We start from the raw sequence: 25,514 nt of genomic DNA, 5'->3' as shown, positions 1-25,514 counted from the left end.
CCCGCCACGACCCTCACGGGACGTGGCAGCGCCTTTCGGTCCCTCTGGGGCATGGCGCGCCGGGGCGTCAGGAATACAAAACCGAGAAAACCAAGGAGATGGCCATGGCCGTCGTCACGATGCGGGAGCTGCTGGAGAGCGGCGTCCACTTCGGTCACCAGACCCGTCGCTGGAACCCGAAGATGAAGCGCTTCATCTTCACCGAGCGCAACGGCATCTACATCATCGACCTGCTCCAGTCGCTGTCGTACATCGACCGCGCCTACGAGTTCGTCAAGGAGACCGTCGCGCACGGCGGCTCCATCATGTTCGTGGGTACCAAGAAGCAGGCCCAGGAGGCCATCGCCGAGCAGGCGACCCGCGTCGGTATGCCGTACGTCAACCAGCGTTGGCTCGGTGGCATGCTCACCAACTTCTCCACCGTCTACAAGCGTCTGCAGCGCCTCAAGGAGCTCGAGCAGATCGACTTCGAGGACGTGGCCGCCTCCGGCCTCACCAAGAAGGAGCTCCTGGTCCTCTCCCGCGAGAAGGCCAAGCTGGAGAAGACCCTCGGTGGTATCCGCGAGATGCAGAAGGTGCCGAGCGCCGTCTGGATCGTCGACACCAAGAAGGAGCACATCGCCGTCGGTGAGGCGCGCAAGCTCCACATCCCGGTCGTCGCGATCCTCGACACCAACTGCGACCCCGACGAGGTCGACTACAAGATCCCGGGCAACGACGACGCGATCCGCTCCGTCACCCTGCTCACCCGCGTGATCGCCGACGCCGTCGCCGAGGGCCTCATCGCCCGCTCCGGCGCCGCGACCGGCGACTCGAAGCCGGGCGAGAAGGCCGCCGGCGAGCCCCTCGCCGAGTGGGAGCGCGACCTGCTCGAGGGTGGCGAGAAGAAGGCCGACGAGACCGTCGAGGCCCCCGCCGCCGAGGCCGCTGCCGAGGTCACCGAGGCTCCGGCCGCGGACGCCGAGCAGGCCTGACCCTTCAGGACCTTCGGGTGAGACGGCGGGGGCCTACGAAGCCCCCGCCGTCGACCCGTGGACCCGCCCGAATCTTTCAGACTTCGAGAGAGAAACAGACTCATGGCGAACTACACCGCCGCTGACGTCAAGAAGCTCCGCGAGCTCACCGGCGCCGGCATGATGGACTGCAAGAAGGCCCTGGACGAGGCCGACGGCAACGTCGACAAGGCCGTCGAGGCGCTCCGTATCAAGGGTCAGAAGGGCGTCGCCAAGCGCGAGGGCCGCTCTGCCGAGAACGGCGCCGTGGTCTCCCTCATCGCCGACGACAACACCTCCGGCGTCCTCGTCGAGCTGAAGTGCGAGACGGACTTCGTCGCCAAGGGCGAGAAGTTCCAGGCCGTCGCCAACCAGCTGGCCGCGCACGTCGCCGCCACCTCCCCGGCCGACCTGGACGCGCTGCTCGCCTCCGAGATCGAGGCCGGCAAGACGGTCCAGGCGTTCGTCGACGAGGCCAACGCCAACCTCGGCGAGAAGATCGTCCTCGACCGCTTCGCGCAGTACGCCGACGGCTTCGTCTTCGCGTACATGCACCGCACGATGCCCGACCTGCCCCCGCAGATCGGTGTCCTCGTCGAGTTCGACAAGGCCGACGCCGATGTCGCCAAGGGCATCGCCCAGCACATCGCCGCCTTCGCGCCGAAGTACCTCACCAAGGAAGACATTCCGGCCGAGGTCGTCGAGTCCGAGCGTCGCATCGCCGAGGAGACCACCCGCGCCGAGGGCAAGCCCGAGGCCGCGATCGCCAAGATCGTCGAGGGTCGCGTCAACGGCTTCTTCAAGGACGCCACGCTGCTCGGCCAGCCGTACGCCCTTGACAACAAGAAGTCCGTCCAGAAGGTCCTGGACGAGGCCGGTGTCACCCTGAAGCGCTTCACCCGCATCAAGGTCGGCATCTGAGTCCGTCCGCGAACGCGACGGACGCCGGACCCCGGTAGGGTCTGAGGCAGTCGTCCGCGCCCGCGCAGGACGACCGCAGATCTGACGAGGAGGCCATTGCCGCACGGGATACCGCGAGGACCCAAGGCAATGGCCTCCTTCGTATGTGCACGAGGAGATCTCCATGAACCAGGGCGCCGTACAGGGCGACGACAACAACGGCAAAAAGGTCGGCCGCTTCATGCTGAAGCTGTCCGGAGAAGCGTTCTCCGGCGGTACCGGCCTGGGCGTCGACCCCAACGTCGTGCACGCCATCGCGCGTGAGATCGCGGCGGTCGTCCGCGACGGCGCGGAGATCGCGGTGGTGATCGGCGGCGGCAACTTCTTCCGCGGCGCCGAGCTCCAGCAGCGCGGCATGGACCGGGCCCGCTCCGACTACATGGGCATGCTCGGCACCGTGATGAACTGCCTCGCCCTCCAGGACTTCCTGGAGAAGGAGGGCATCGACTCCCGGGTCCAGACCGCCATCACCATGGGCCAGGTCGCCGAGCCGTACATCCCGCTGCGCGCCGTGCGCCACCTGGAGAAGGGCCGTGTGGTCATCTTCGGTGCGGGCATGGGCATGCCGTACTTCTCCACGGACACCACCGCCGCCCAGCGTGCCCTGGAGATCGACGCCGAGGCCCTGCTCATGGGCAAGAACGGCGTGGACGGCGTCTACGACTCCGACCCGAAGGCCAACCCCGACGCGGTCAAGTTCGACGCGCTCGAGTACGGCGAGGTGCTCGCCCGCGACCTCAAGGTCGCCGACGCCACCGCCATCACCCTCTGCCGGGACAACAACCTCCCGATCCTCGTCTTCGAACTGCTCACCGAGGGCAATATCGCTCGCGCGGTGAAGGGTGAGAAGATCGGCACGCTCGTGAGCGACCAGGGCACCCGGGCCTGACACCCGAACCGGGAACCGCCCCGCAAGGGGATGGACAGAGCCCTGCCGGTCGTACCCACCGTGCAGGACACAACGCGACGACACGCAGGAGCATGTGGTGATCGAAGAGACCCTCCTCGAGGCCGAGGAGAAGATGGAGAAGGCCGTCGTGGTCGCCAAGGAGGACTTCGCCGCGATCCGCACCGGCCGTGCGCACCCGGCGATGTTCAACAAGATCGTGGCCGACTACTACGGCGCCATCACCCCCATCAACCAGCTGGCGTCCTTCTCCGTGCCGGAGCCGCGCATGGCCGTGGTGACGCCGTTCGACAAGAGCGCGCTGCGCAACATCGAGCAGGCCATCCGTGACTCGGACCTGGGCGTGAACCCCAGCAACGACGGCAGCATCATCCGGGTGAACTTCCCCGAGCTGACCGAGGAGCGCCGCCGCGACTACATCAAGGTCGCCCGGACCAAGGCCGAGGACTCGAAGGTCTCCATCCGCGCCGTGCGCCGCAAGGCCAAGGACGCCCTCGACAAGCTCGTCAAGGACAAGGAGGCCGGCGAGGACGAGGTCCGCCGCGCCGAGAAGGAGCTGGACGACCTCACGGCGAAGTACGTCGCGCAGGTCGACGAGCTGCTCAAGCACAAGGAAGCCGAGCTCCTCGAGGTCTGATGAACGACTCTTCCTGGGGGCCCGCGGCCGGCACCGGCCTCGGCGGACCCGACCAGGGGCCCGCCCCGGCGGGTCCCGCATACGATCGGCAGCAGGCGGCGCAGACTCGGCCCATGCCCATCGTGCCCGACGTTCCCGCCGGCGGATTCCAGGACGGTCACGGCCGGGGGGCCGCTCACCAGAGCGGTCCCCTGTTCCGTGACGAGACGCCGCACGAGCACCCGCAGGAGCCCATGTCCAGCCCCACCCCGCCTCCGCCGCCGGCGCCGACGGCGCCACGGCAGAAGAAGAGCGCGGGGCGTGACCTGGGCGCGGCCATAGGGGTCGGAGTCGGTCTCGGCGCCGTCATCATCGCCTCGCTGTTCATCTGGAAGCCGGCGTTCGTCGGGGTGATAGCGGTCGCCGTGGTGGTCGGGCTCTGGGAGCTCACCTCCCGCCTCCAGGAGCGCAAGGCCATCAAGGCCCCGCTGGTGCCGCTCGCGGTCGGTGGCGCGGCGATGGTCGTCGCCGGTTACGTCCGGGGCGCCGAGGGCGCCTGGGTGGCGATGGCCCTGACGGCGCTCGCGGTGCTCGTCTGGCGGATGACGGAGCCCCCCGAGGGGTATCTGAAGGACGTCACGGCGGGTGTCTTCGCCGCCTTCTACGTGCCGTTCCTCGCGACGTTCGTGGCGCTGCTGCTGACCGCGGACGACGGCCCGCAGCGGGTGCTGACCTTCCTGATCCTGACCGTGGTCAGCGACACCGGGGCGTACGCGATCGGCTGGCGCTTCGGCAAGCACAAGCTGGCCCCGCGGATCAGCCCCGGCAAGACCCGCGAGGGTCTGGTCGGAGCGGTGACGTTCGCGATGGCGGCGGGCGCGCTGTGCATGCAGTTCATGATCGACGACGGCGCCTGGTGGCAGGGCCTGGTCCTCGGTCTCGCGGTGGCGGCGAGCGCGACGCTCGGCGACCTCGGCGAGTCGATGATCAAGCGCGACCTCGGCATCAAGGACATGGGCACGCTGCTGCCCGGTCACGGCGGCATCATGGACCGGCTCGACTCCCTGCTGCCGACGGCGCCGGTGGTGTGGTTGCTGATGGCGCTGTTCGTCGGTACCGGCTGACCGGCCGGTCCGTCTCGTTCGTCGACAGGGGTTGACGGACAGCGGGTACTCTGGAAGGGCCTGGGGCGCGTGCGCCGCGGGCCCTTCCGTCGTCCTCGCCGCTGCGGGGATGTCCCAGTGAGGTCTCCTGGCTTCGGCATCGTGATGCCGCGGTCCCCGCCGCCGTGGGGGTGCCAGACCTCGTGCTTTCTGAGGAGACACCCGATCGTGGCCCGTCCCGTGCCCGGAGAACTCACTTTCGTCGCCCCGCGCGGAGCCAAGAAGCCGCCGCGCCACCTGGCCGACCTGTCGCCCGCCGAGCGCAAGGAGGCCGTCGCCGCGATCGGCGAGAAGCCGTTCCGCGCCAAGCAGCTCTCCACCCACTACTTCGCGCGGTACGCGCACGACCCGGCCGAGTGGACCGACATCCCGGCCGCCTCGCGGGAGAAGCTGGCCGGCGAGCTGCTGCCCGACCTGATGTCGGTGGTCCGGCACATCTCCTGCGACGACGACACCACCCGTAAGACGCTGTGGCGGCTGCACGACGGCACGCTCGTCGAGTCGGTGCTCATGCGCTACCCGGACCGGGTGACGATGTGCATCTCCTCGCAGGCGGGCTGCGGCATGAACTGCCCGTTCTGCGCGACCGGGCAGGCGGGCCTGGACCGGAACCTGTCGACCGCCGAGATCGTGCACCAGATCGTGGACGGCATGCGGTCGCTGCGCGACGGCGAGGTCCCCGGCGGCCCGGCGCGGCTCTCCAACATCGTCTTCATGGGCATGGGCGAGCCGCTGGCCAACTACAAGCGGGTCGTCGGCGCCATCCGCCGCCTCACCGACCCCGAGCCGGACGGTCTGGGCCTTTCCCAGCGCGGGATCACCGTGTCCACCGTCGGCCTGGTGCCGGCGATGCTGCGCTTCGCCGACGAGGGCTTCAAGTGCCGGCTCGCGGTCTCGCTGCACGCGCCGGACGACGAGCTGCGCGACACCCTGGTGCCGGTGAACACGCGCTGGAAGGTCCGCGAGGTCCTCGACGCGGCCTGGGAGTACGCGGAGAAGTCCGGGCGCCGGATCTCCATCGAGTACGCCCTGATCCGGGACATCAACGACCAGGCCTGGCGTGGCGACCTGCTCGGCAGGCTGCTCAAGGGCAAGCGGGTGCACGTCAACCTGATCCCGCTGAACCCGACGCCCGGCTCGAAGTGGACCGCCTCCCGTCCCGAGGACGAGAAGGCGTTCGTCGAGGCCATCGCCCGCCACGGCGTGCCGGTGACCGTGCGGGACACCCGCGGCCAGGAGATCGACGGCGCCTGTGGACAGCTGGCGGCGGCCGAGCGCTGACCTTGTAGTCTGAGCTCGAACACATCTCCATATTCCGACAGGGGAGCGCCACAGCGCTGAGAGTGCGGTAACCGTAGACCGCAGACCCTCTGAACCTCGCCCAGGTCATTCTGGGTAGGAAGTTCGGTCGTAACTCAAGCTGTTGCGCCCTGCCCGCGACCGGTCCGCCGGCCGTGGGCGGGGCCGCGTCTCTTCCTGGTCACACCCAGGAGGAAATCCAGTGAGCATGAAGAAGGCCGCCGCCGTCGCGCTCGTCGCGGCGCTCGGCGTCACCAGCCTCGCCGCGTGCGGCACCGACGACGCCAGGGAAGCGGCCGGCAAGACCGACCGGCCCGCCCCGAAGACCGTGACGCTGGTGAGCCACGACTCGTTCAACGCCTCCAAGGAGGTGCTGGCCGACTTCACCAAGCAGACCGGCTTCACGGTCAAGGTCCTCAAGAGCGGCGACGCGGGCGAGGCCGTCAACAAGGAGATCCTCACCAAGGGCTCCCCGCAGGGTGACGTCTTCTTCGGCGTCGACAACACGCTGCTCTCCCGCGCCCTCGACAACGGGATCTTCGTCCCGTACGAGGCGAAGGGCCTGGACCGGATCCCCGCCGCGTACCAGCTGGACAAGGAGCACCGGGTCACGCCGATCGACTCCGGTGACATCTGCGTCAACTACGACAAGAAGTACTTCGCCGACAAGAAGCTGGCGCCGCCGGTGACCTTCGACGACCTGGCGAAGCCGGAGTACAAGGACCTGCTGGTCGTCGAGAACCCCGAGCGCTCCTCCCCGGGCCTCGGCTTCCTCCTCGGCACCGCCGCGAAGTACGGCGACGAGGGCTGGCAGGACTACTGGAAGAAGCTCAAGGCCAACGGCGTGAAGACCGTCGACAGCTGGGAGCTCGCCTACAACCAGGAGTTCTCCGGCTCGGCCGGCGGCAAGCAGGCCAAGGGCGACCGCCCGCTCGTCGTCTCGTACGCGTCGAGCCCGCCGGTCGAGGTCCTCTACGGCGAGCCGCAGCCGAAGGTGGCGCCCACCGGCGTCTCCACCGGCACCTGCTTCCGGCAGACGGAGTTCGCGGGCCTGCTGAACGGGGCGAAGAACCCCGAGGGCGGCAAGGCGCTGATCGACTTCCTGATCTCCAAGAAGTTCCAGGAGGACATGCCGCTGCAGATGTTCGTGAACCCGGTGGCGAAGGACGCGGCGCTCCCGGAGCTGTTCACGAAGCACGGTGTGGTGGTCGACAAGCCCGAGACCATGGCGCCCGAGAAGATCGCCGAGAAGCGTGACCCGTGGATCCAGCAGTGGTCGTCGCTCGTCCTGAAGTAAGGCGCGGCCTCAAGGGGAGCGCGGCGCGGCTGGGGCTGATGGCCCTGCCCGTCGCGTTCTTCGGGGTCTTCTTCGCCTGGCCCGTCGCGTCCATCGTGGAGCGCGGGCTGCGGCCCGACGGCGCCTGGGACCTCGGGCCGATCGGCGGGACGCTGAGCCGGCCGGACATCCTCGACGTGCTCGGCTTCACCGTGTGGCAGGCCCTCGCGTCGACGGGGCTGACGCTGCTCGTGGCGCTGCCGGGGGCGTACGTCTTCGCCCGCTTCGACTTCCCCGGCAAGAACGTGCTGCGGGCCGTGGTCACGGTGCCGTTCGTGCTGCCGACGGTCCTCGTCGGCACCGCGTTCCTGGCGGTCGTCGGGCGGGGCGGGCTCACCGACGAGCTGTGGGGGCTGCGGCTCGACACCAGCGTGTGGGCGATCCTCCTCGCCCATGTCTTCTTCAACTACGCCGTCGTCGTGCGGACCGTCGGCGGCCTGTGGTCCCAGCTCGACCCGCGCCAGGAGGAGGCCGCCCGGGTCCTCGGCGCCTCCCGCTGGACGGCCTGGCGGACGGTGACGCTGCCCGCGCTCGTGCCGGCGGTGTCGGCGGCCGCGCTGATGGTCTTCCTCTTCACCTTCACCTCGTTCGGCGTCGTGCAGATCCTGGGCGGAGACGCCTACTCCACCCTGGAGGCGGAGATCTACCGGCAGACCGCCCGGCTGCTCGACCTGCGCACGGCCGCCGTGCTCACCCTCGTGCAGTTCGTCGCGGTCGGCGCGATCCTCGGCGTGCACGCGTGGACGGTACGGCGGCGGGAGACCGCGCTGCGGCTCGTCCCCCCGGAGCGGACCGCGCGCAGGCCGCGCGGGGCCGGCCAGTGGGCGCTGCTCGGCGGCGTCCTCGTCTCGGTGGCGCTGCTGATCCTGCTTCCGCTCGGCGTGCTCGTGGAGCGCTCCTTCGCTGGGCCCGACGGCTACGGGCTGCGCTACTACCGGGCGCTCGGCTCGCTCGACGAGTCCGGCACCTTCCTCGTACCGCCCCTTGAGGCCATCGGGAACTCACTGCGGTACGCGCTGGCCGCGACCGCCATCGCGGTGCTCGTCGGCGGGCTCGCCGCGGCGGCCCTCACCCGGCGGGCCGGACGGCTGGTGCGCGGCTTCGACGCGCTGCTCATGCTGCCGCTCGGGGTCTCGGCGGTCACCGTCGGCTTCGGTTTCCTCATCACGCTCGACGAGCCGCCGTTCGACCTGCGGGCCAGCTGGATCCTCGTACCCCTCGCGCAGGCGCTGGTCGGCGTGCCCTTCGTCGTACGGACGATGCTGCCGGTCCTGCGGGCGGTGGACGAGCGGCTGCGGGAGGCGGCGGCCGTGCTCGGGGCTTCGCCGTGGCGGGCCTGGCGGGAGGTGGACCTGCCGCTGGTGCGGCGGGCGCTGCTGATCGCCGCGGGGTTCGCCTTCGCGGTCTCGCTCGGCGAGTTCGGCGCGACCGTCTTCATCGCCCGGCCCGACAGCCCGACGCTGCCGGTGGCGGTGGCCCGGCTGCTCGGCCGGCCGGGCGAGCTCAACTACGGCCAGGCCATGGCCCTCTCGACGATTCTGATGGTGGTGTGCGCGGTGTCCCTGCTGCTGCTCGAACGGCTGCGCACCGACCGGACCTCCGGGGAGTTCTGATGCTGTCGATCCAGGACGCGACCGTACGGTTCGGGGAGCGGGCCGTGCTCGACGCCGTCGACCTGGAGGTCGCCGAGCACGAGACCGTCTGTGTCCTCGGCCCCTCTGGCAGCGGCAAGTCCACGCTGCTGCGGGCCGTCGCCGGGCTCCAGGCGCTCGACGGCGGCCGGGTGCTGCTCGCCGGCGCCGACCAGGCGGGGGTGCCGACGCACAAGCGGGGCGTCGGGCTGATGTTCCAGGACCACCAGCTCTTCCCGCAGCGGGACGTCGGCGGCAACGTCGCCTTCGGTCCGCGGATGCGGGGCGCCGGCAAGGCCGAGCAGGCGCGGCGGGTGGCGGAACTCCTCGACCTGGTGGGCCTTCCCGGGGCGGAGCGCCGTTCGGTGGCCGCGCTCTCCGGCGGCGAGCAGCAGCGGGTGGCGCTCGCCCGCGCGCTCGCGCCCCGGCCCCGGCTGCTGATGCTGGACGAGCCGCTCGGCCAGCTCGACCGGGGGCTGCGCGAGCGGCTCGTCGTCGAGCTGCGGCAGCTCTTCGGGCGGCTCGGTACGACGGTCCTCGCCGTCACCCACGACCAGGGCGAGGCCTTCGCCCTCGCCGACCGGGTCGTCGTGATGCGCGACGGGCGGATCGCCCAGTCCGGCGCCCCCGTCGACGTGTGGTCGCGGCCCGCCTCCGAGTTCGTCGCCCGCTTCCTCGGCTTCGACAACGTGGTGGCGGCGCGGGTGACAGGGCGGGCCGCCGAGACCGTCTGGGGCACCGTCCCGGTCCCGGACGGCTCGCCGCAGGGCGAGCGGCGGCTCCTCGTCCGTCCCGGCGGCGTGCGGCTCGCGGGGGAGGGGCCGCGCTGGACGGTGGAGTCCCGCACCTTCCGCGGCGACCGGGTGGCCGTACGGCTCCGCCCGGCGGACGGCCCCGCCCTCGACGTCGAGCTCCCGCCGCGGGAGGCGCCGGACGAGGGCGCCGAGGTGGGCGTGGAGTTCCGGGTGGAGGACGTCGTGGTGCTGGCCGGGGAGGACTGAGGGGCTGCCCGCGCCGGACGTGCCCTAGACCTTCGCCAGTTGTTCCAGCGCCGCCGGGGCCTCGTCGATCGAGTCGACCAGGGTGATCCGGGCCGCCATCGGGCGGTCGGCGGCGAGCGCCTCCAGGAGCGGCCAGGCGGGGAGGTGCCGGGTCCAGTGGTCGCGGTCGACGAGGACCATGGGGGTGGGGGTGCCCAGGGACTCGTAGTAGTTCGGGGTGGCGTTGGCGAAGATCTCCTGGACGGTGCCCGCGGCGCCGGGGAGGAAGACGACGCCGGCGGTGGAGCGGGCCAGCAGGCCGTCCTCGCGCAGGGCGTTGGTGAAGTACTTGGCGATGTGCGCGGCGAAGGGGTTCGGCGGCTCGTGGCCGTAGAACCAGGTGGGGATGGCGACCGAGTCGCCGCCGTGCGGGAGCAGGGCCCGTACGCGGAAGGCGGCGCGGGCCCAGTCGGTCACCGAGGGGACGAAGGACGGGACGCCGGCGAGCAGCGCGAGCGCCTCGGGCAGGGCCGGGTCGGGGAGCGGGGCCAGGTAGGCGCCGAGGTTGGCGGCTTCCATCGCGCCCGGTCCGCCGCCGGTGGCGACGGTGAGACCGGCGCGGGCGAGGGACCTGCCGAGGCGGGCGGCGCCCGCGTACGCCTCCGTGCCCCGGCCCATCGCGTGGCCGCCCATGACGCCGACGACGCGGGCCCCGTCGAGGAGTTCGTCGAGGGCGTCGGAGACGGCGTCGTCGTGGAGCGAGCGGAGCATCGAGGAGAGGATGTCGCCGTCGGCCCTGGTCCGGCCGAACCAGGCGTACGCGCGCGCGTCCGGGGTGGCTTCGTAACCCCGCTCCGCAAGGCCCTCGAACAGCTCGTCGGGGCTGTAGAGCCGCGCGCGGTAGGGATCGAAGGGCAGGTCGGGGACGGGTGGGAAGACGAGCGCGCCGTCGGCGCGGACCTTGGCGGCGGCCTCCGGCTGCATGGGGCAGCCGAGGAAGACGGCGTCCGTGGTGGTGGCGGAGAGCAGGGCGAAGGTGCGGTCGGTCAGGTCGACCGACTGGACCCGCAGGCCGCTGAGGGAGCCGGGTCCGGCGAGCGCCGCGTCGAACTCGTCGAGCGTGTGGATCTCGTGGCCGCGCCCGCGCGGGCGGCGGGCCGGGGGAAGCGTCGCCATGGGCCCACGATAGGGGCCGCCGCGCGGGGCGGCCCCTCGCGAGGAGGTGTCAGCCGGCCAGCGGCAGGGCGGCGAGTTCGGCGACCGCCCAGGTGAGGGGCAGGAAGACGGCGAGCAGGGCGCCGGCGCGCAGCAGGGCCGCGGTGCGCAGGACCGTGGGGGGCGCGCCGATGCGCAGGAGCGCCTCGGTGGTGTGGGTGCGGCACTGCTTGGACTCCAGGGCCGCCGTGAGGAGCGTGGCGCTGGTGCAGGCGAGGACGAGGGCCGCGCCGAGCCCGGTGAGCGGTCCGAAGGCCTCGCTGCCCGCGTCCGCCTCGTACAGGGTGGCAGCGGCGAGGGTTCCTGAGATCACCGCGCTGACGACGCCGAGGGGGCGGCCGATGCGGCGGGACTCGTCCATGAGGACGCGGCCGGCCAGCAGCCGGGTGGCGCCGGGCCGGAAGGCCTGGAGCAGGCGGCCGCTGAGGTGGGTGAGGCCGGGGCCGGCCAGCGCGAGGCCGACGGCGGTCAGGACCCAGCCGGCGAGGACGCCCGCCGGGCTGCCGTCGAAGCGGCCGGGCATCGGGACCCCGTCCCCGCCGCCGCGGCCCGCGTACGTCTCGACCGCGAGGCCGACCGCGACCAGGGCGATGCCCCACGGCAGGCCGGTCGGGACCGGCCGCTCCGCGCCCTCGGGTCCCGTGGCGGCGGCGCGGGGGCGGAGCGCCAGGCCCGCCGCGGTGGCGGCGACGACCGGCAGGACGGCGAGCAGGGTGAGGGCCGCCGCGAGCGGCATCGGCTGGTCGGCGGCGAGCAGGTCGGCCGCCGCCCCGTCGAAGGGCAGGCCGGTGATGTCGCCGCGCAGGTGCAGGTAGAACAGGAGAGCGACCATCGAGCCGAGGGTGCAGGCGACGGCCGTGGACGCGGCGGCGATGGCGGTGAGCCGGGCGGGGCCGAGGCCGACCGCCGAGAGGCCGGGGCGCGGCCGGGTGGAGGGGTCGGTCCGGGCCACCGCGACGGCGAACTGGACGGTGGCGGCGAGCGGCAGCACGCACCAGAGGAGCCGCAGCGCCGAGGCCGAGGAGTGCGCCGGGTGCCCGACGGCGTATCCGAGGGTGCAGAGCAGGAGGAAGCCGACCCCCGCGGCCGCCGCGGCGACGAGCAGCCGCCGGGTGAGGACGAGGGGGTGGGTTCCCCGGGTCAGACGGAGAGCGAGCACGCGGCGACGCCCTCCGCCCCTGACACGGGGGGTACGGCGGAGACCCGGCGTCCGTCAAGGAGGGCGACCGTGCGGTCGGCGAGCGCCGCGACCTCGCCGTCGTGGGTGGCGAGGAGCACCGTGATGCCGTGCGAGCGGGCGGCGGCCGTGAGGGTGCGCAGGACCTGGGCGCCGTCGGCCTGGTGCAGAGAGGCGGTGGGCTCGTCGGCGAAGAGCACCGAGGGGGTGGTGACGAGCGCGCGGGCGATGGCGATCCGCTGGCGCTGGGAGTGGGTGAGGGCGTGCGGCCGTTTGCGGGCGCTGCCGCCGATGTCGAGCCGGTCGAGCCACTCCAGCGCGGCGGTCTTGGCGGCCCGGTGGGAGACCCCGCGGAGCAGCAGCGGCAGGGCGGTGTTCTCCCAGCCGGTGAGTTCGGGGACGAGTCCGGGTTCGGGGTCGATCCAGCCGAAGCGGTCGCGGCGGAGCCGTTCGCGCCGGCTCGGGCTCAGGGTGTGCACGGGGGCGCTGTTGAACCAGACCTCGCCCTGCTGGGCGACGAGCTGGCCGGAGAGGCAGCGCATGAGGGTGGTCTTGCCGCTGCCGCGGGGGCCGGCGAGGGCGAGGATCTCGCCTTCGCGGACGCCGAGGGAGACGCCGGTGAGCGCCTCCGTGCCGCCCAGGGAGCAGTGCAGGGAACGCGCCCAGAGCACGTCGTTGTCCGGTGGGGCCATCGCGTACACCTCGATGTCGGATCTGATCGGTTCCCCCGTACGGGGGAACGAGGAGACGGGGCTGTGGGTCACTCGGCACCGTAAGGATTCAGATCCGCTCATACGGACAGCACGCGGCCCGGGCCGCCGCCATCCACTCGGATGGCCGCATGCCCGGGCCGGGGTCACGCCGTGAGGGCGGCGTGATGCTGGGGGACCGATGTCGGTCGGTCCTGGCAGCCGGTTCCTACAGCTTGGTCCACGCCTCGGTGAGCACCGAGCGCAGGATGCCTTCGATCTCGTCGAAGGTGCCCTGGTCGGCGATCAGCGGCGGGGCCAGCTGGATGACCGGGTCGCCACGGTCGTCGGCGCGGCAGTAGAGGCCGGCGTCGTACAGCGCCTTGGAGAGGAAGCCGTACAGGACGCGCTCCACCTCCTCGTCGTTGAAGGACTCCTTGGTGGCCTTGTCCTTGACGAGCTCGATGCCGTAGAAGAAGCCGTTGCCGCGGACGTCGCCGACGATCGGGAGGTCGTGCAGCTTCGACAGGGTCGAGTAGAAGGCGCCCTCGTTGTCCAGCACGTGCTGGTTGAGGCCTTCCTTGTCGAAGATGTCGAGGTTGGCGAGCGCGACCGCAGAGGACACCGGGTGGCCACCGAAGGTGTAGCCGTGCAGGAAGGTGTTGTCGCCCTTGTAGAACGGCTCCGCGATGCGGTCCGAGACGATGCAGGCGCCGATCGGGGAGTAGCCCGAGGTCATGCCCTTGGCGCAGGTGATCATGTCCGGCACGTAGCCGAACTTGTCACAGGCGAACATCGTGCCGAGGCGGCCGAAGGCGCAGATCGTCTCGTCGGAGACGAGCAGCACGTCGTACTGGTCGCAGATCTCGCGGACGCGCTGGAAGTAGCCGGGCGGCGGCGGGAAGCAGCCACCGGCGTTCTGCACCGGCTCCAGGAAGACGGCCGCGACGGTCTCGGGGCCCTCGAAGAGGATCTGCTGCTCGATCTGGTCGGCGGCCCAGCGGCCGAAGGCCTCCGGGTCGTCGGCGTGGATCGGGGCGCGGTAGAGGTTGGTGTTCGGCACCTTGTGCGCGCCGGGGACCAGCGGCTCGAAGGGGGCCTTCAGGGCCGGCAGGCCGGTGATGGACAGGGCGCCCTGCGGGGTGCCGTGGTAGGCGACCGCACGCGAGATGACCTTGTACTTGGTGTGCTTGCCCTGCAGCTTGAAGTACTGCTTGGCGAGCTTCCACGCGGTCTCGACGGCCTCGCCGCCACCGGTGGTGAAGAAGACCTTGTTGAGGTCGCCGGGGGCGTAGTCCGCGAGGCGCTCGGCGAGCTCGACGGCCTTCGGGTGGGCGTACGACCACACGGGGAAGAACGCCAGCTCCTGGGCCTGCTTGTACGCGACCTCGGCGAGTTCCTTGCGGCCGTGACCGGCGTTGACGACGAAGAGACCCGCGAGACCGTCGAGGTAGCGCTTGCCCTTGTCGTCGAAGATGTAGGTGCCTTCACCACGCACGATGGTGGGAACGGGCGAGTTCTCGTACGACGACATGCGGGTGAAGTGCATCCACAGGTGGTCGTAGGCAGTCTTGGAGAGGTCCTGGGTCACGGTTATCGGGTTCCCCACATGTAGGTCTGCTTCTTGAGCTTGAGGTAGACGAAGCTCTCGGTGGACCGCACGCCGGGGAGGGTGCGGATCCGCTTGTTGATCACATCGAGCAGGTGGTCGTCGTCCTCGCAGACGACCTCCACCATCAGGTCGAAGGAGCCCGCGGTCATCACCACGTACTCGCACTCGGCCATGGCCGTGAGTGCCTCCGCTACCGGATCCAGGTCACCCTCGACGTTGATGCCGACCATCGCCTGCCGTCGGAAACCCACGGTGAGGGGGTCGGTGACGGCGACGATCTGCATGACGCCCTGGTCGAGCAGCTTCTGGACGCGCTGTCGTACGGCCGCTTCGGAAAGGCCTACGGCCTTGCCGATGGAGGCGTACGGACGGCGACCGTCCTGCTGGAGCTGTTCGATGATCGCCAGGGAGACGGCGTCGATCGTCGGGGACGAACCGGTTCCGGTTCTGGAGTCTGTGCTTCGACTGGCCACGCCTTCACTGTGCACCGAGATTGTCTGTCGTGCAAGCCCGGATCGATGAAATTCGTTGTGACGAGCTCTGAATCTCACCGAATCCGAAGTTGGGGAGGGTCAGGGCTGTTGAAAGCGTCTGTCGAGCGATTAGGCTGAGGTGTCTCGCCCATCGGGACACCGCACAGGGACGTGCGACGACAGAACGTGACAGGAGGGGTGGCCAAGTGACCACCGAGCTGCGCCGGCTGCGTAACTACATCAACGGGGAGTTCCGCGACGCGGCCGACGGCCGCACCATCGAGGTGACCAACCCGGCCACCGGCGAGGTGTACGCCACCTCCCCGCTCTCCGGGCAGGCCGACGTCGACGCCGCCATGGAGGCCGCCGCTGCCGCGTTCCCCGCCTGGCGCGACAGCACCCCGTCCGAGCGCCAGAAGGTACTCCTCAAGATCGCGGACGCCTTCGAGGAGCGCGCCGAGGAGCTCATCGCCGCCGAGGTCGAGAACACCGGCAAGCCGGTCGGGATCACCGCGAGCGAGGAGATCCCGCCGATGGTGGACCAGATCCGCTTCTTCGCCGGTGCCGCCCGCCTCCTGGAGGGCCGCTCGGCCGGCGAGTACATGGAGGGCATGACCTCCATCGTCCGCCGCGAGCCGGTCGGCGTCTGCGCGCAGGTCGCGCCGTGGAACTACCCGATGATGATGGCCGTGTGGAAGTTCGCCCCGGCCCTCGCGGCGGGCAACACCGTCGTCCTCAAGCCCTCGGACACGACCCCCGCGTCGACCGTCCTGATGGCCGAGATCATCGGGCAGATCGTGCCCAAGGGCGTCTTCAACGTCGTCTGCGGCGACCGCGAGACCGGCAAGGCCATGGTCGAGCACCCGACCCCGGCGATGGCCTCCATCACCGGCTCGGTCCGCGCCGGCATGCAGGTCGCCGAGTCGGCGGCCAAGGACGTCAAGCGCGTCCACCTGGAGCTGGGCGGCAAGGCCCCGGTCGTGGTCTTCGAGGACACCGACATCGAGGCCGCCGTCGGCGACATCTCCGTCGCGGGCTTCTTCAACGCCGGCCAGGACTGCACCGCCGCCACCCGCGTCCTCGTCCACGAGTCGATCCACGACGAGTTCGTCGCCGCGCTGGCCAAGGCCGCCGCCGAGACGAAGACCGGCCAGCCGGACGACGAGGACGTGCTCTACGGCCCGCTGAACAACGCCAACCAGCTGAAGCAGGTCGCCGGCTTCATCGAGCGCCTCCCCGCGCACGCCAAGGTCGAGGCCGGCGGTCACCGCGTCGGCGACAAGGGCTACTTCTGGGCCCCGACCGTCGTCTCCGGCCTCAAGCAGGACGACGAGATCATCCAGAACGAGGTCTTCGGCCCGGTCATCACCGTCCAGTCCTTCACGGACGAGGCCCAGGCCCTGGAGTTCGCGAACGGCGTCGAGTACGCCCTCGCCTCCTCCGTCTGGACCAAGGACCACGCGCGCGCGATGCGCATGTCCAAGAACCTCGACTTCGGCTGTGTGTGGATCAACACCCACATCCCGCTGGTCGCCGAGATGCCCCACGGCGGCTACAAGAAGTCCGGCTACGGCAAGGACCTCTCCGCCTACGGCTTCGAGGACTACACGCGCATCAAGCACGTCATGACCTCCCTGGGCTGAGCCCCGCACGCACGTCCCCGCGGCCCCGGCACCCTGATCGACAGGGTGTCGGGGCCGCGGCCCGTCGCTCGACGGACCGTCCATTGCCGCAGGCCACGGGCCGCGGGGATGCTGGGCGAGTGAGAGCGACTGTCAGCAAGAACGTGTCCCGCCGGTCCCTGCTGCGCGGTGCCGGCGGTGTCGGGGCCGCGGCCCTGCTCGCCGCCTGCGGGGTGCCCGCCGCCTACGTCGACGAGCGCGACCGCGCCGGGCGCGACCTGTCCCGGCGGGACCGCACGGTCGACTTCGCCAACTGGCCGCTCTACATCGACACCGATGACGACGACACGTCGAAGCGCCCCACCCTGGACGCCTTCCGCGCGCGCACCGGGATCTCCGTCCGGTACACCGAGGAGATCAACGACAACGACGAGTTCTTCGGCAAGATCGGCCCGGCCCTGATGAACGGCCAGGAGCCCGGCCGTGACCTGATCGTCGTCAGCGACTGGATGGCCGCCCGCTTCGTCCGCCTCGGCTGGGTCCAGGAGATGGACCGCGCCGCCCAGCCGAACGTCGCCCGGCACCTCGACCCCCAGCTGACCTCGCCCGCCTTCGACCCCGGCCGCCGGCACGCCGTGCCCTGGCAGTCCGGCATCACCGGCATCGCGTACAACCGGAAGAAGCTCGGCCGCGAGCTGCGCTCCATCAAGGAGCTGTGGGCCGACGACCTGCGCGGCAAGGTCACCCTGCTCTCCGGGCTCGACGAGTCCATCAGCCTGCTCATGATGGGCAACGGCGTCGACGTGACGAAGTGGACCGGCGACGACTTCCACGAGCTGTGCGAGCAGATCGAGGGCCTCGTCCGCAGCCGGCACATCCGCCGCTTCACCGGCAACGACTACATCAAGGACCTCTCCACCGGCGACGTGGTGGCCTGCCAGGCGTACTCGGGCGACATCATCCAGCTCCAGGCCGACAACCCGGACATCGAGTTCGTCGTCCCCGAGGAGGGCGCGGAGCTCTGGGCCGAGTCGCTGATGGTCCCCAACCTCGCGCAGCACAAGAGCAACGCCGAGAAGCTCGTCGACTACTACTACGAGCCCGAGGTCGCCGCCGAACTCGCCGCCTGGGTCAACTACGTCTGCCCGGTGCCCGCCGCGCAGACCGTCCTCGCCGACTCCGGCGACGAGGAACTCGTGGCCCTCGCCGAGGACCCGCTGATCTTCCCCGACTCCGCGATGCGCGGCCGGCTCGCCATCGCCCGGGACGTCAGCGCCTCGGAGCGCCCGGAGTTCGCGAAGAGGTGGAACGCCATCGTCGGCCTGTGAGTTGGACAGGCATGACCGATACACGCATCGAACCCCTCGCCACCTACGGCCTGTTCCTCGCCTGGGCCGTCCACGACCTGGAGGAGCTCGCCCGCGGACCGCGCTGGCTCCGGGAGAACCTGCCCGGACTGCGCGAGCGCTTCCCCGGTGTCCCGGAGTCCGTGTGGAAGGCGGTCGAGGGCGTCGACGAACGTGAATTCGCCCTGGCCGTGGGGGCGATGGCGGTGATCGTCGGCGCGGCCGCCGTGGCCGGTGCCCGGACGGGCGGCAGGTCCGCCTTCTACCAGGGCGCGGTCACCGGCTTCGGGCTGCACGGTCTCGTCCACCTCGCGCAGGCCGCCGTCGTGCGGGACGCCACTCCCGGGGCGGTCACCTCGCCGCTCGTCGTCATCCCCTTCTCCCTCTGGGCCCGCCGCCGGCTGCGCCGGGCCGGTGTCCTGCGGTCCGCGGGAGTCGGGGACGTGGCGTTGGGGCTCGCGGTGGCGGCGGGCGCGACGGTGGTCGCGCATGGCCTCGCGCGGAGACTCGCACCCCGTTTCTGAACGCGTTCAACAGGGGCGTACGCTGTTCCCGTGAGCGACACGAACGGGCCGAGAGCCCTTCTCAAGAGCATCCGCGCATGGCTGGTCGTCTTCGTCGTCTGCCTGGTCCTGAGCGGGGCCACCGCCTTCCCGCTCGTGACCGAACTCCGCCTCCTCGACTCCGCGTTGACCGGCTGGGCCGCGCCCGTCGCCGAGCTCTTCCCCGGGCTCGCCGAGTGGATCCACCGGGTGCGGGACGGCGTCGCCGCCGCCGACCGGGACGCCCCGTACCTCCTCTACGGCACCGACTGGCTGGCCTTCGCGCACCTGGTCATCGCCGTCGCCTTCTACGGCGTGTACCGCGACCCGGTCCGCAACATCTGGGTCGTCGAGTTCGGGATGATCGCCTGCGCCGGCATCATCCCCCTCGCCCTGATCTGCGGCCCCCTCCGGGACATCCCCTTCTGGTGGTCGGTCATCGACATGTCGTTCGGCGTGATCGGCATCCTGCCGCTGCTCCACGTCCGCCGGCTGATCAAGCGCCTCGAAGCGGCGGCGGGGGCGCCCGAGGCCGTGCCCGTCTAGTCGGGGAGGCCGTAGGCGGAGACCATCAGGGTCAGGGCGGTGCGGTTCATGTCCTGGCCCTTGGCGTCGGTGGAGTTGACGCTGTAGACGAGGGTGCGGGCGCCGTCGCGGGTGGAGGCGATGGCCGCGTTGTACCCCCAGCGGCCACCCGTCTTGCCCCACACCTCGCGGCCGCCGAGACGCTTCATGGACAGACCGGCGGAGTACGCGGCCGGGTCGCCGGACTTCACGTCCGCCACCCTCGGCAGCGTGAACATCTCCTCCAGGAGCGGGCCGCGCACCACCCGGCCCGCGAACAGGGCCCGGGTGAAGCGCTCCAGGTCGGCGGTGGTCGAGACGAGATCGCCCGCCGCCCAGCCGTCCGTCGTCCCCCACACCGACACGTCACGGAGCCCGGTCGTGCCGTCGTCGAGCCGCATGGTCTGGTAGCCGTGGTTGTACGGCCCCGAGATCTCGGCCGCCTCGCCGGGGAAGTACGTGTCGCGCAGACCGAGCGGCCGCAGGATCCGGCGCTCCACCTGGTGCTCGTAGGAGTCGCCGGTCACCCGCTCCACGAGCAGTCCGGCGATCGTGTAGCCGATGTTCAGATAGTGCTGCTTCGTGCCGGGCCGGAACTCGCGCGGCTGCGCCGTCGCCGAACGGACCAGCTCCTCCGGGGTGTGGACGGCGAACCGGTTCGCGTACCACTCCTCCACCGTCTCGCCCGGCATGTCCGCGGCCGGGATGCCGTGGGTGTGGTTCAGGAGCTGGCGTACGGTCACCCGGGCGTACCGGCCGGGGATCAGGTCCGGGAGGTACGAGCGGGCCGTGCGGTCCAGGTCGATCCGGCCCTCGGCGGCCAGCTGCAGGACGGTCGCCGCCGTGAAAACCTTCGTCACCGAACCGGCCCGGAAGCGGGCGGCCGGGTCGGCCGGGGCGTTCGTCTCCAGGTCGTGGACGCCCGCGCTGCCCTGCCACGAGCCCTCGCTGCCGCCCACCCGGACCAGCGCCGCCGTCGCGTCGGCGCGCGGGAGACCGGCGATCACCGCGCTCAGGTCGGGGCTGGACGGGGTCGCCGCGGCCGTCGGGGCGGTCGGGGCGGTCGGGGCGCTCGGGGCCGCCGAGGCCGCCGGCCGCTCGCTCGCGAAGGCCGGGGTGAGCGCCGGGCTGGCCGCGACGCCCAGGACCAGGGTGGCGGCGAGCAGCGTGCGGGTGGACTTCCTCATGGTCAACTCCGGTGGTGTGAGCCGTTGTTCTCGATGGCTCCATCCTGCTGACCAGGGCAGGAAGGCGGATCGCCCGCACCGGCGGTCTTCGGGCGACCGGTTCCTCGCCGACGCGGGGGAGTACCCGGCTAGCCGCCTCCCCCGCGCGGGGGAGAGCCCGCCGAGACGAGCCCCGTCTCGTACGCGCAGATCACCGCCTGGATCCGGTCCCGCAGCCCCAGCTTCGCGAGGACGTTCCCCACGTGCGTCTTCACCGTGTGGTCGCTGACCACCAGCTCCGCCGCGATCTCCGCGTTGGACAGGCCGCGCGCGAGGAGCAGCAGCGTCTCCCGCTCGCGGCCGGTCAGCACGTCGAGCCGCGGATCGGGGCCCGGGACCGCCGGGCGCGGCCCGCCCGCCGTGTACTGCTCCACCAGCCGCCGGGCCACCGAAGGCGCCAGCAGCGAATCGCCCGCCGCCACCACTCGTACCGCGTGCACCAGGTCGTCCCGGCGCACGTCCTTGAGGAGGAAGCCGCTCGCGCCCGCGTGCAGCGCCTCGTACACGTACGCGTCGGTGTCGAAGGTCGTCAGGATCACCGTCCGGCAGGCGGACTCCGCGCTGATCGTCCGGCACGCCTCGATGCCGTCCGTCCGCGGCATCCGGATGTCGAGCAGCGCCACGTCCGGCGCGAGCCGGCGCACCGCGTCGACCGCCTCCGCGCCGTCCCCGGCCTCCGCGACCACCTCGATGTCCGGCTGCGCGTCCAGGATCATCGCGAAGCCGCTGCGGACCAGTTCCTGGTCGTCCGCGACCACCACCCGGATCGTCATCTCCCCGCCTCCCCCGTCTCCGTCCCCTGGGGTACGGGAAGCAGCACCCGCACCTCGAAGCCCCGGCCCGCCGGGCCCGGGCCCATCGCCGCCGTCCCGCCGTGCGCGGCGGCCCGCTCCCTGATGCCCACGAGCCCGTGACCGCCGGAACCGGGGCGCGGGCCGCGGCCGTCGTCGGTCACCGTGACCCGCAGCACGCCGTCGCCGTGGACGAGCCGGACGTCCGCCGTGCGGGCCCGCGCGTGCTTGACCACGTTCGTCAGCGCCTCCTGGACGATCCGGTACACGCTCGCGCCGGTCGCCGGCGGCAGCGCCCGTACCCCGCCCTCCGTCGTGTACGCGACGGCGAGGCCGCTGGCCCGCACCCGGTCCACCAGCTCCGGGATGCCGCCGAGGTCGGGCTGCGGCTCCCGGGGCGCCGCGCCGTCCCCGCCCTCGCGCAGCAGCCCCAGCATGTGGCGCAGCTGGGCCATCGCCTCGCGGCCGGTCTCCGAGATCGCCTCGAACGCGGCCTCCGCGCGCGCGGGCGCCGCCCGTACCGCCACCGGCCCCGCCTCGGCCTGCACGATCATCAGGCTCACCGCGTGCGACAGGATGTCGTGCATCTCCCGCGCGATCCGGGCCCGTTCGCGCGCGGCGGCCTGCTCCGCCTCGATCCGGTGCGCCCGCTGCCGGGCGTCCTGGAGCCGCCCGAAGACGTACGCGGCGCCGAACACGAAGAGCGAGAAGGTCAGTTCGCGCGCCGACTGGGTGTTGAGCCACACCGAGGCCGGCACGGCGACCACCAGGAGCGCGGCCGTCGTCAGCCGCTGCCAGGACGGCGCCAGCGCGGCGATCGTGTAGACGCTGACCAGGCCGGTGTACGGCAGCGGCTGCCCCGGCCCCTCCAGCGCCAGCTTGTACAGCGCGCTCGCCGCCAGGATCGCGAACAGCACGGCGAGCGGAGCGCGCCGACGCCACACGAGCGGCAGCACCGTGAGCGTCGTCAGGCCGTACGCCGGCCAGGTCGCCGGCTCCAGCTCGGGCCCGCGCGGCACCACGAACGGCATCGTCATCGCCGCCTGCACCAGCAGCGCGATCCCGATGTCCACCCGCCACGGGTTCGCCGCGCCCCAGCCGCGTGCCCGCTCCCAGCGGTTCCTCAGATCCCCCCGTATGCCCATTACGGCAGGCGGTCCGCGGCGTCGCACCGCGCGGGGGCGGTCCGTGTCCGGTCGTTCACGCGTGCGCCTTTCGCAGGACGGAGGCGAGGGCGTCGACGCGGTTGGTGGTGATGGCGTCGACCCCGCCGGCGATCAGCTTACGCATGGTGCGCTTGGTGTCCGCCGTCCAGGAGGAGACGAGCAGCCCGTCCCGGTGCACGCGCTCCGTCAGCTCCCGACTCACCAGGCCGAAGCGGTAGTTGAGCCACCGGGGGCGCACCGCGTCGAGCAGCACCGCGCGCGGCGGGGCGAGCGTCGTCCAGGTCAGCGCGATCTCGGCGGCCGGGTCGGCGGCCCGCACCTGGAGCATGGCGACGCCGCCCGCGCAGTAGTACACCCGCTCGCCGGCACCGCACTCGCGGACCGTGCCGACGATCCTGCGGACCGAGTCCTCGTTCCCACCCGGCAGGTCCAGCATCAGCCGGTGGTCCCCGGCGACCAGCAGCGCCTCGCGCAGGGTCGGCACCCCGTCGTGCGTCAGCTCGCGCAGCTCCGCGAGCGTGAGCGAGACGAGCGGCCGGTCATGGCCCCACAGCCGCTTCAGGGTGTCGTCGTGGAGGAGGACGGGCACGTCGTCCTTGGTGAGTCGGACGTCGATCTCCACGGCGTCCGCCCCCCGCTCGATCGCCGACGCGATCGAGGGGAGCGTGTTCTCACGGACGCGGTACGGGTCGCCGCGATGGCCTACGACAGTGACGGAGCGCATGGCCCCATTCTCGTCGCGGTCAGCGCGCCAGCCAGTCGTTCGTGTACGTGTCGATCTCGGCCGCGATCCGGGCCTTGCCGGCCGCGTCGAGGAACGAGGCCTCCACCGCGTTCTTCGCGAGCGCGGCGACCCCGCGCTCGTCCAGGCCGAGGAGACGGGCGGCGACCGCGTACTCGTTGTTGAGGTCCGAGCCGAACATCGGCGGGTCGTCGCTGTTGATCGTGACGAGGACGCCGGCGTCGACGAACTGCCGGATCGGGTGCTCCTCCAGGGTGGCGACGGCCCGGGTCGCGATGTTCGACGTCGGGCACACCTCGAGGGCGATCCGGTGCTCGGCGAGGTACGCGAGGAGCTCGGGGTCCTGGGCGGAGCTCGTGCCGTGGCCGATGCGCTCGGCGCCCAGCTCCCGGATCGCGTCCCAGACGGTCTCGGGGCCGGTCGTCTCGCCCGCGTGCGGGACGGAGTGCAGACCGGCCGCCCGCGCCCGGTCGAAGTACGGCTTGAACTGCGGACGCGGCACCCCGATCTCGGGGCCGCCCAGACCGAAGGAGACCAGGCCCTCGGGGCGCAGCCCGTCCGTGGTCGCGAGCCGCGCGGTCTCCTCGGCGGAGACGAGACCCGCCTCGCCCGGGATGTCGAAGCACCAGCGCAGGATCGTGCCGAACTCCGCCTCGGCCGCCTTGCGGGCGTCCTCGATCGCCGCCATGAAGGCGCGCTCGTCGATGCCCCGGCGGGTGGAGGAGTACGGGGTGATGGTGAGCTCGGCGTACCGGATGTTCTGCCGGGCCATGTCCCGGGCGACCTCGAAGGTGAGGAGCCGGACGTCCTCGGGGGTGCGGACCAGGTCGACGACCGACAGGTAGACGTCGATGAAGTGCGCGAAGTCGGTGAACGTGAAGTAGTCGGCCAGCGCCTCCGGGTCCGTCGGGACCTTGGAGTCGGGGTGGCGGGCCGCGAGCTCGGAGACGATCCGCGGGGAGGCGGAGCCCACGTGGTGGACGTGCAGCTCGGCCTTGGGCAGGCCGGCGATGAAGGGATGGAGATCGGTCATCGGGTCATCGTAGGCCGGGCGGGTCCCTCCCAGGGGTGAGGCCGTAACATGGCGTGACCACGATGGGGGAGGCCCATGTCTGACAACCGAGACCAGCCGCAGGGCGGGTACGACCCGGCGGACCCGTGGGCTCCGCCGAACCGCGACGGGGTGGAACTGAGCAAGTCGCCGAGCCCGACGCCACCGCCCGTGCACGACCAGCAGACCGTGACGTCCATGCCCGCCGCGCCCGGCCCCGGCGGCGACGTCCCGCCGCCCCCGGTCGCCCCCGGCGGCCCGGCGGCCACGCCCGACGCGTACGGCTACCCGCCGGCCACCCCGGGCGCCTACGGCTATCCGGCGGCCCCGGCGCCGCAGCCCGTCGCCCCGACGGCTCCGTCCGGATACGGCTACCCGGGATACGCCTCCGGCTACGGCCAGCCGGGCTGGCAGCAGTCCCCGTCCAACGGCATGGGGACGGCCGCGATGGTGCTCGGCATCATCGCGGTGGCCGGATTCTGTATGTACGGTCTGGGCGCGATCCTCGGCATCCTCGCGCTGATCTTCGGCATCATCGGCATGAAGAAGGCCGGGCGGGGCGAGGCGACCAACCGGGGCATGGCCCTCGCGGGCGTCATCCTCGGCTCGATCGGCATCGTCGTCAGCGCGGTCTTCCTCGGCTTCATCATCTGGGCCATCCAGCAGGACTCCTCGTCCTACGACTCCGACGACGACCCGTTCTCCAGCCAGATCCTCGAGATCGAGCGCTGACACCCGGACGCGCACCCGTCAGGGACAAGGGGCCCCGCACCATCCGGTGCGGGGCCCCTTCTGTCTATCCCTCCCGCAGCCGCGCCCGCGCCTCCATCAGCGCGAAGCCCAGCAGGTTGAGTCCGCGCCAGCGCGCCGGGTCGTGGGCGGCGGGGTCGTCGGCCGCGAGCCCGATGCCCCAGATCCGGTCCACCGGGCTGGCCTCGACCAGGACCCGCTCGCCGGTGCCCAGGAGGTAGGCCCGCAGGGCCTCGTCCGCGGCGAACTTGTGGACGCTGCCCTCGACGACGATCCCGAAGCGCTCGCGCTCCCAGACCGCGTCGTCGAAGCCGCGCACCAGCCGGCCCGCCTTCTTGGCCTCCGCCGGGGTGCGGGCGGCCAGCGCGGCCCGCTCCGCCTCGGCGTCCCCGAAGAGGCGCGCCTTGGCCGCCATCATCCAGTGTTCCGCCGTCGCGTACGCGACGCCGTCGACCGTGAAGGGCGCCGGCCACCACTGGCTCAGGCAGCTCGCCGAGAGCCGTCCGTCCGGGTGCGGGCGGTGGCCCCAGAAGAGCAGCCACTTCACACGGTCACCCCGGTTGACCTGCTGTGTCAGCTCGTCGATCTTGTTCATGCATGGGAGTGTGGCAGCCGCCACTGACACTCCGTACGGAGATTTTCCGGTCGCCTCGACACATGGTCG

At 71.7% G+C, this 25,514-nt stretch carries 24 protein-coding genes and 1 pseudogene; 14 read left to right on the top strand and 11 right to left on the bottom strand.

The features are described from left to right. The first annotated feature begins 104 nt into the window (after window positions 1-104). The 9 genes from rpsB to ACZ7G1_RS00420 all read left to right on the top strand — a co-directional run bounded on the left by rpsB (window position 105) and on the right by ACZ7G1_RS00420 (window position 9,905). Complete coding sequence (rpsB, locus tag ACZ7G1_RS00460) at window positions 105-974, top strand: 30S ribosomal protein S2 (protein WP_470880922.1); 870 nt, start codon at window positions 105-107, stop codon at window positions 972-974. Window positions 975-1,076: 102 nt separating this feature from the next. Further along, complete coding sequence (gene tsf / locus ACZ7G1_RS00455; protein ID WP_470880921.1) at window positions 1,077-1,913, top strand: translation elongation factor Ts; 837 nt, start codon at window positions 1,077-1,079, stop codon at window positions 1,911-1,913. A 163-nt stretch (window positions 1,914-2,076) separates the two neighbouring features. Continuing rightward, complete coding sequence (gene pyrH, locus ACZ7G1_RS00450) at window positions 2,077-2,841, top strand: UMP kinase (protein ID WP_470880919.1); 765 nt, start codon at window positions 2,077-2,079, stop codon at window positions 2,839-2,841. Between the two features lie 97 nt (window positions 2,842-2,938). Further along, window positions 2,939-3,496, top strand: a complete 558-nt coding sequence (frr, locus tag ACZ7G1_RS00445; RefSeq protein WP_470880917.1) for a ribosome recycling factor — start codon at window positions 2,939-2,941, stop codon at window positions 3,494-3,496. Next, window positions 3,496-4,599: a phosphatidate cytidylyltransferase gene (locus tag ACZ7G1_RS00440; protein ID WP_470880916.1), complete on the top strand. Its 1,104-nt coding sequence runs from the start codon at window positions 3,496-3,498 to the stop codon at window positions 4,597-4,599. Before frr ends, ACZ7G1_RS00440 begins: the two co-directional genes overlap by 1 nt. A gap of 207 nt (window positions 4,600-4,806) precedes the next feature. Continuing rightward, window positions 4,807-5,919 carry a dual-specificity RNA methyltransferase RlmN gene (gene rlmN, locus ACZ7G1_RS00435; protein WP_030690627.1) on the top strand — a complete coding sequence of 371 codons (1,113 nt, stop codon included), beginning with the start codon at window positions 4,807-4,809 and terminating at the stop codon, window positions 5,917-5,919. A 226-nt stretch (window positions 5,920-6,145) separates the two neighbouring features. Continuing rightward, the gene (locus ACZ7G1_RS00430; RefSeq protein WP_470880961.1) at window positions 6,146-7,234 is read left to right on the top strand and encodes a thiamine ABC transporter substrate-binding protein; all 1,089 of its coding nucleotides are present in this window, start codon (window positions 6,146-6,148) and stop codon (window positions 7,232-7,234) included. A 38-nt stretch (window positions 7,235-7,272) separates the two neighbouring features. Next, on the top strand, window positions 7,273-8,886 hold the full coding sequence (locus tag ACZ7G1_RS00425) for an ABC transporter permease (protein ID WP_470880959.1): 1,614 nt from the start codon (window positions 7,273-7,275) through the stop codon (window positions 8,884-8,886). Next, window positions 8,886-9,905, top strand: a complete 1,020-nt coding sequence (locus ACZ7G1_RS00420) for an ABC transporter ATP-binding protein (RefSeq protein WP_470880914.1) — start codon at window positions 8,886-8,888, stop codon at window positions 9,903-9,905. The genes ACZ7G1_RS00425 and ACZ7G1_RS00420 overlap by 1 nt, the downstream gene beginning before the upstream one ends. Window positions 9,906-9,929: 24 nt before the next feature. Here ACZ7G1_RS00420 and ACZ7G1_RS00415 read toward each other — a convergent pair whose 3' ends face one another. The 5 genes from ACZ7G1_RS00415 to ACZ7G1_RS00395 form a co-directional block, all read right to left on the bottom strand. Then, on the bottom strand, window positions 9,930-11,060 hold the full coding sequence (locus ACZ7G1_RS00415; protein ID WP_470880912.1) for an LOG family protein: 1,131 nt from the start codon (window positions 11,058-11,060) through the stop codon (window positions 9,930-9,932). A 49-nt stretch (window positions 11,061-11,109) separates the two neighbouring features. After that, a complete protein-coding gene (locus ACZ7G1_RS00410; RefSeq protein ID WP_470880910.1) occupies window positions 11,110-12,258 on the bottom strand; it encodes a hypothetical protein in 1,149 nt (382 codons plus the stop codon). Next, window positions 12,240-12,968 carry an ABC transporter ATP-binding protein gene (locus tag ACZ7G1_RS00405; RefSeq protein ID WP_470880957.1) on the bottom strand — a complete coding sequence of 243 codons (729 nt, stop codon included), beginning with the start codon at window positions 12,966-12,968 and terminating at the stop codon, window positions 12,240-12,242. Before ACZ7G1_RS00405 ends, ACZ7G1_RS00410 begins: the two co-directional genes overlap by 19 nt. A gap of 226 nt (window positions 12,969-13,194) precedes the next feature. After that, entirely contained in the window at window positions 13,195-14,574 is a 1,380-nt protein-coding gene (locus tag ACZ7G1_RS00400) for an aspartate aminotransferase family protein (protein WP_470880908.1), read from the bottom strand. Further along, on the bottom strand, window positions 14,559-15,065 hold the full coding sequence (locus tag ACZ7G1_RS00395; RefSeq protein ID WP_470880906.1) for an Lrp/AsnC family transcriptional regulator: 507 nt from the start codon (window positions 15,063-15,065) through the stop codon (window positions 14,559-14,561). The genes ACZ7G1_RS00400 and ACZ7G1_RS00395 overlap by 16 nt, the downstream gene beginning before the upstream one ends. 191 nt (window positions 15,066-15,256) lie before the next feature. On the opposite strand from ACZ7G1_RS00395, the gene ACZ7G1_RS00390 reads away from it, so the two are divergent. The 4 genes from ACZ7G1_RS00390 to ACZ7G1_RS00375 all read left to right on the top strand — a co-directional run bounded on the left by ACZ7G1_RS00390 (window position 15,257) and on the right by ACZ7G1_RS00375 (window position 19,106). Further along, the gene (locus ACZ7G1_RS00390) at window positions 15,257-16,693 is read left to right on the top strand and encodes a gamma-aminobutyraldehyde dehydrogenase (RefSeq protein ID WP_470880904.1); all 1,437 of its coding nucleotides are present in this window, start codon (window positions 15,257-15,259) and stop codon (window positions 16,691-16,693) included. Window positions 16,694-16,836: 143 nt separating this feature from the next. Next, window positions 16,837-18,000: a polyamine ABC transporter substrate-binding protein gene (locus ACZ7G1_RS00385; RefSeq protein WP_470880955.1), complete on the top strand. Its 1,164-nt coding sequence runs from the start codon at window positions 16,837-16,839 to the stop codon at window positions 17,998-18,000. A gap of 11 nt (window positions 18,001-18,011) precedes the next feature. Next, window positions 18,012-18,542, top strand: coding sequence for an HXXEE domain-containing protein (locus tag ACZ7G1_RS00380; RefSeq protein WP_470880902.1), 531 nt, complete (start codon window positions 18,012-18,014; stop codon window positions 18,540-18,542). Window positions 18,543-18,572: 30 nt separating this feature from the next. Then, the gene (locus tag ACZ7G1_RS00375; protein WP_470880900.1) at window positions 18,573-19,106 is read left to right on the top strand and encodes a hypothetical protein; all 534 of its coding nucleotides are present in this window, start codon (window positions 18,573-18,575) and stop codon (window positions 19,104-19,106) included. Here ACZ7G1_RS00375 and ACZ7G1_RS00370 read toward each other — a convergent pair. The 5 genes and pseudogenes from ACZ7G1_RS00370 to ACZ7G1_RS00350 all read right to left on the bottom strand — a co-directional run bounded on the left by ACZ7G1_RS00370 (window position 19,103) and on the right by ACZ7G1_RS00350 (window position 24,082). Continuing rightward, the gene (locus ACZ7G1_RS00370; protein ID WP_470880953.1) at window positions 19,103-20,311 is read right to left on the bottom strand and encodes a serine hydrolase domain-containing protein; all 1,209 of its coding nucleotides are present in this window, start codon (window positions 20,309-20,311) and stop codon (window positions 19,103-19,105) included. The genes ACZ7G1_RS00375 and ACZ7G1_RS00370 overlap by 4 nt on opposite strands. Window positions 20,312-20,410: 99 nt before the next feature. After that, window positions 20,411-21,123, bottom strand: a pseudogene (locus ACZ7G1_RS00365) (response regulator transcription factor); the annotation flags it as partial. Further along, the gene (locus ACZ7G1_RS00360) at window positions 21,120-22,286 is read right to left on the bottom strand and encodes a sensor histidine kinase (protein ID WP_470880898.1); all 1,167 of its coding nucleotides are present in this window, start codon (window positions 22,284-22,286) and stop codon (window positions 21,120-21,122) included. The gene ACZ7G1_RS00360 and the pseudogene ACZ7G1_RS00365, both read right to left, overlap by 4 nt. Before the next feature lie 55 nt (window positions 22,287-22,341). Continuing rightward, entirely contained in the window at window positions 22,342-23,031 is a 690-nt protein-coding gene (locus ACZ7G1_RS00355; RefSeq protein WP_470880896.1) for a glycerophosphodiester phosphodiesterase, read from the bottom strand. A 19-nt stretch (window positions 23,032-23,050) separates the two neighbouring features. Further along, a complete protein-coding gene (locus ACZ7G1_RS00350) occupies window positions 23,051-24,082 on the bottom strand; it encodes an adenosine deaminase (protein WP_470880894.1) in 1,032 nt (343 codons plus the stop codon). A gap of 75 nt (window positions 24,083-24,157) precedes the next feature. Between ACZ7G1_RS00350 and ACZ7G1_RS00345 the strand changes: the two genes are divergently transcribed. Continuing rightward, window positions 24,158-24,832 (top strand): DUF4190 domain-containing protein, encoded by a 675-nt coding sequence (locus tag ACZ7G1_RS00345; protein WP_470880892.1) that lies wholly within the window; start codon window positions 24,158-24,160, stop codon window positions 24,830-24,832. A 64-nt stretch (window positions 24,833-24,896) separates the two neighbouring features. On the opposite strand, the gene ACZ7G1_RS00340 is transcribed toward ACZ7G1_RS00345, so the two are convergent. Further along, window positions 24,897-25,445 carry an NADAR family protein gene (locus tag ACZ7G1_RS00340; protein ID WP_470880890.1) on the bottom strand — a complete coding sequence of 183 codons (549 nt, stop codon included), beginning with the start codon at window positions 25,443-25,445 and terminating at the stop codon, window positions 24,897-24,899. Window positions 25,446-25,514: the final 69 nt, after the last annotated feature.

Source organism: Streptomyces sp. NPDC037273 (assembly GCF_055603625.1).
Note: the sequence above shows the minus strand (reverse complement) of the source record. Positions and strands in the feature narration are given on the sequence as shown.

Coding starts and splice junctions, on each gene's coding strand:
- rpsB (WP_470880922.1), top strand. CDS start 105: ATGGCCGTCGTCACGATGCGGGAGCTGCTGGAGAGCGGCGTCCACTTC.
- tsf (WP_470880921.1), top strand. CDS start 1,077: ATGGCGAACTACACCGCCGCTGACGTCAAGAAGCTCCGCGAGCTCACC.
- pyrH (WP_470880919.1), top strand. CDS start 2,077: ATGAACCAGGGCGCCGTACAGGGCGACGACAACAACGGCAAAAAGGTC.
- ACZ7G1_RS00440 (WP_470880916.1), top strand. CDS start 3,496: ATGAACGACTCTTCCTGGGGGCCCGCGGCCGGCACCGGCCTCGGCGGA.
- ACZ7G1_RS00430 (WP_470880961.1), top strand. CDS start 6,146: ATGAAGAAGGCCGCCGCCGTCGCGCTCGTCGCGGCGCTCGGCGTCACC.
- ACZ7G1_RS00425 (WP_470880959.1), top strand. CDS start 7,273: ATGGCCCTGCCCGTCGCGTTCTTCGGGGTCTTCTTCGCCTGGCCCGTC.
- ACZ7G1_RS00420 (WP_470880914.1), top strand. CDS start 8,886: ATGCTGTCGATCCAGGACGCGACCGTACGGTTCGGGGAGCGGGCCGTG.
- ACZ7G1_RS00415 (WP_470880912.1), bottom strand. CDS start 11,060: ATGGCGACGCTTCCCCCGGCCCGCCGCCCGCGCGGGCGCGGCCACGAG.
- ACZ7G1_RS00405 (WP_470880957.1), bottom strand. CDS start 12,968: ATGGCCCCACCGGACAACGACGTGCTCTGGGCGCGTTCCCTGCACTGC.
- ACZ7G1_RS00380 (WP_470880902.1), top strand. CDS start 18,012: ATGACCGATACACGCATCGAACCCCTCGCCACCTACGGCCTGTTCCTC.
- ACZ7G1_RS00370 (WP_470880953.1), bottom strand. CDS start 20,311: ATGAGGAAGTCCACCCGCACGCTGCTCGCCGCCACCCTGGTCCTGGGC.
- ACZ7G1_RS00360 (WP_470880898.1), bottom strand. CDS start 22,286: ATGGGCATACGGGGGGATCTGAGGAACCGCTGGGAGCGGGCACGCGGC.
- ACZ7G1_RS00355 (WP_470880896.1), bottom strand. CDS start 23,031: ATGCGCTCCGTCACTGTCGTAGGCCATCGCGGCGACCCGTACCGCGTC.
- ACZ7G1_RS00350 (WP_470880894.1), bottom strand. CDS start 24,082: ATGACCGATCTCCATCCCTTCATCGCCGGCCTGCCCAAGGCCGAGCTG.
- ACZ7G1_RS00345 (WP_470880892.1), top strand. CDS start 24,158: ATGTCTGACAACCGAGACCAGCCGCAGGGCGGGTACGACCCGGCGGAC.
- ACZ7G1_RS00340 (WP_470880890.1), bottom strand. CDS start 25,445: ATGAACAAGATCGACGAGCTGACACAGCAGGTCAACCGGGGTGACCGT.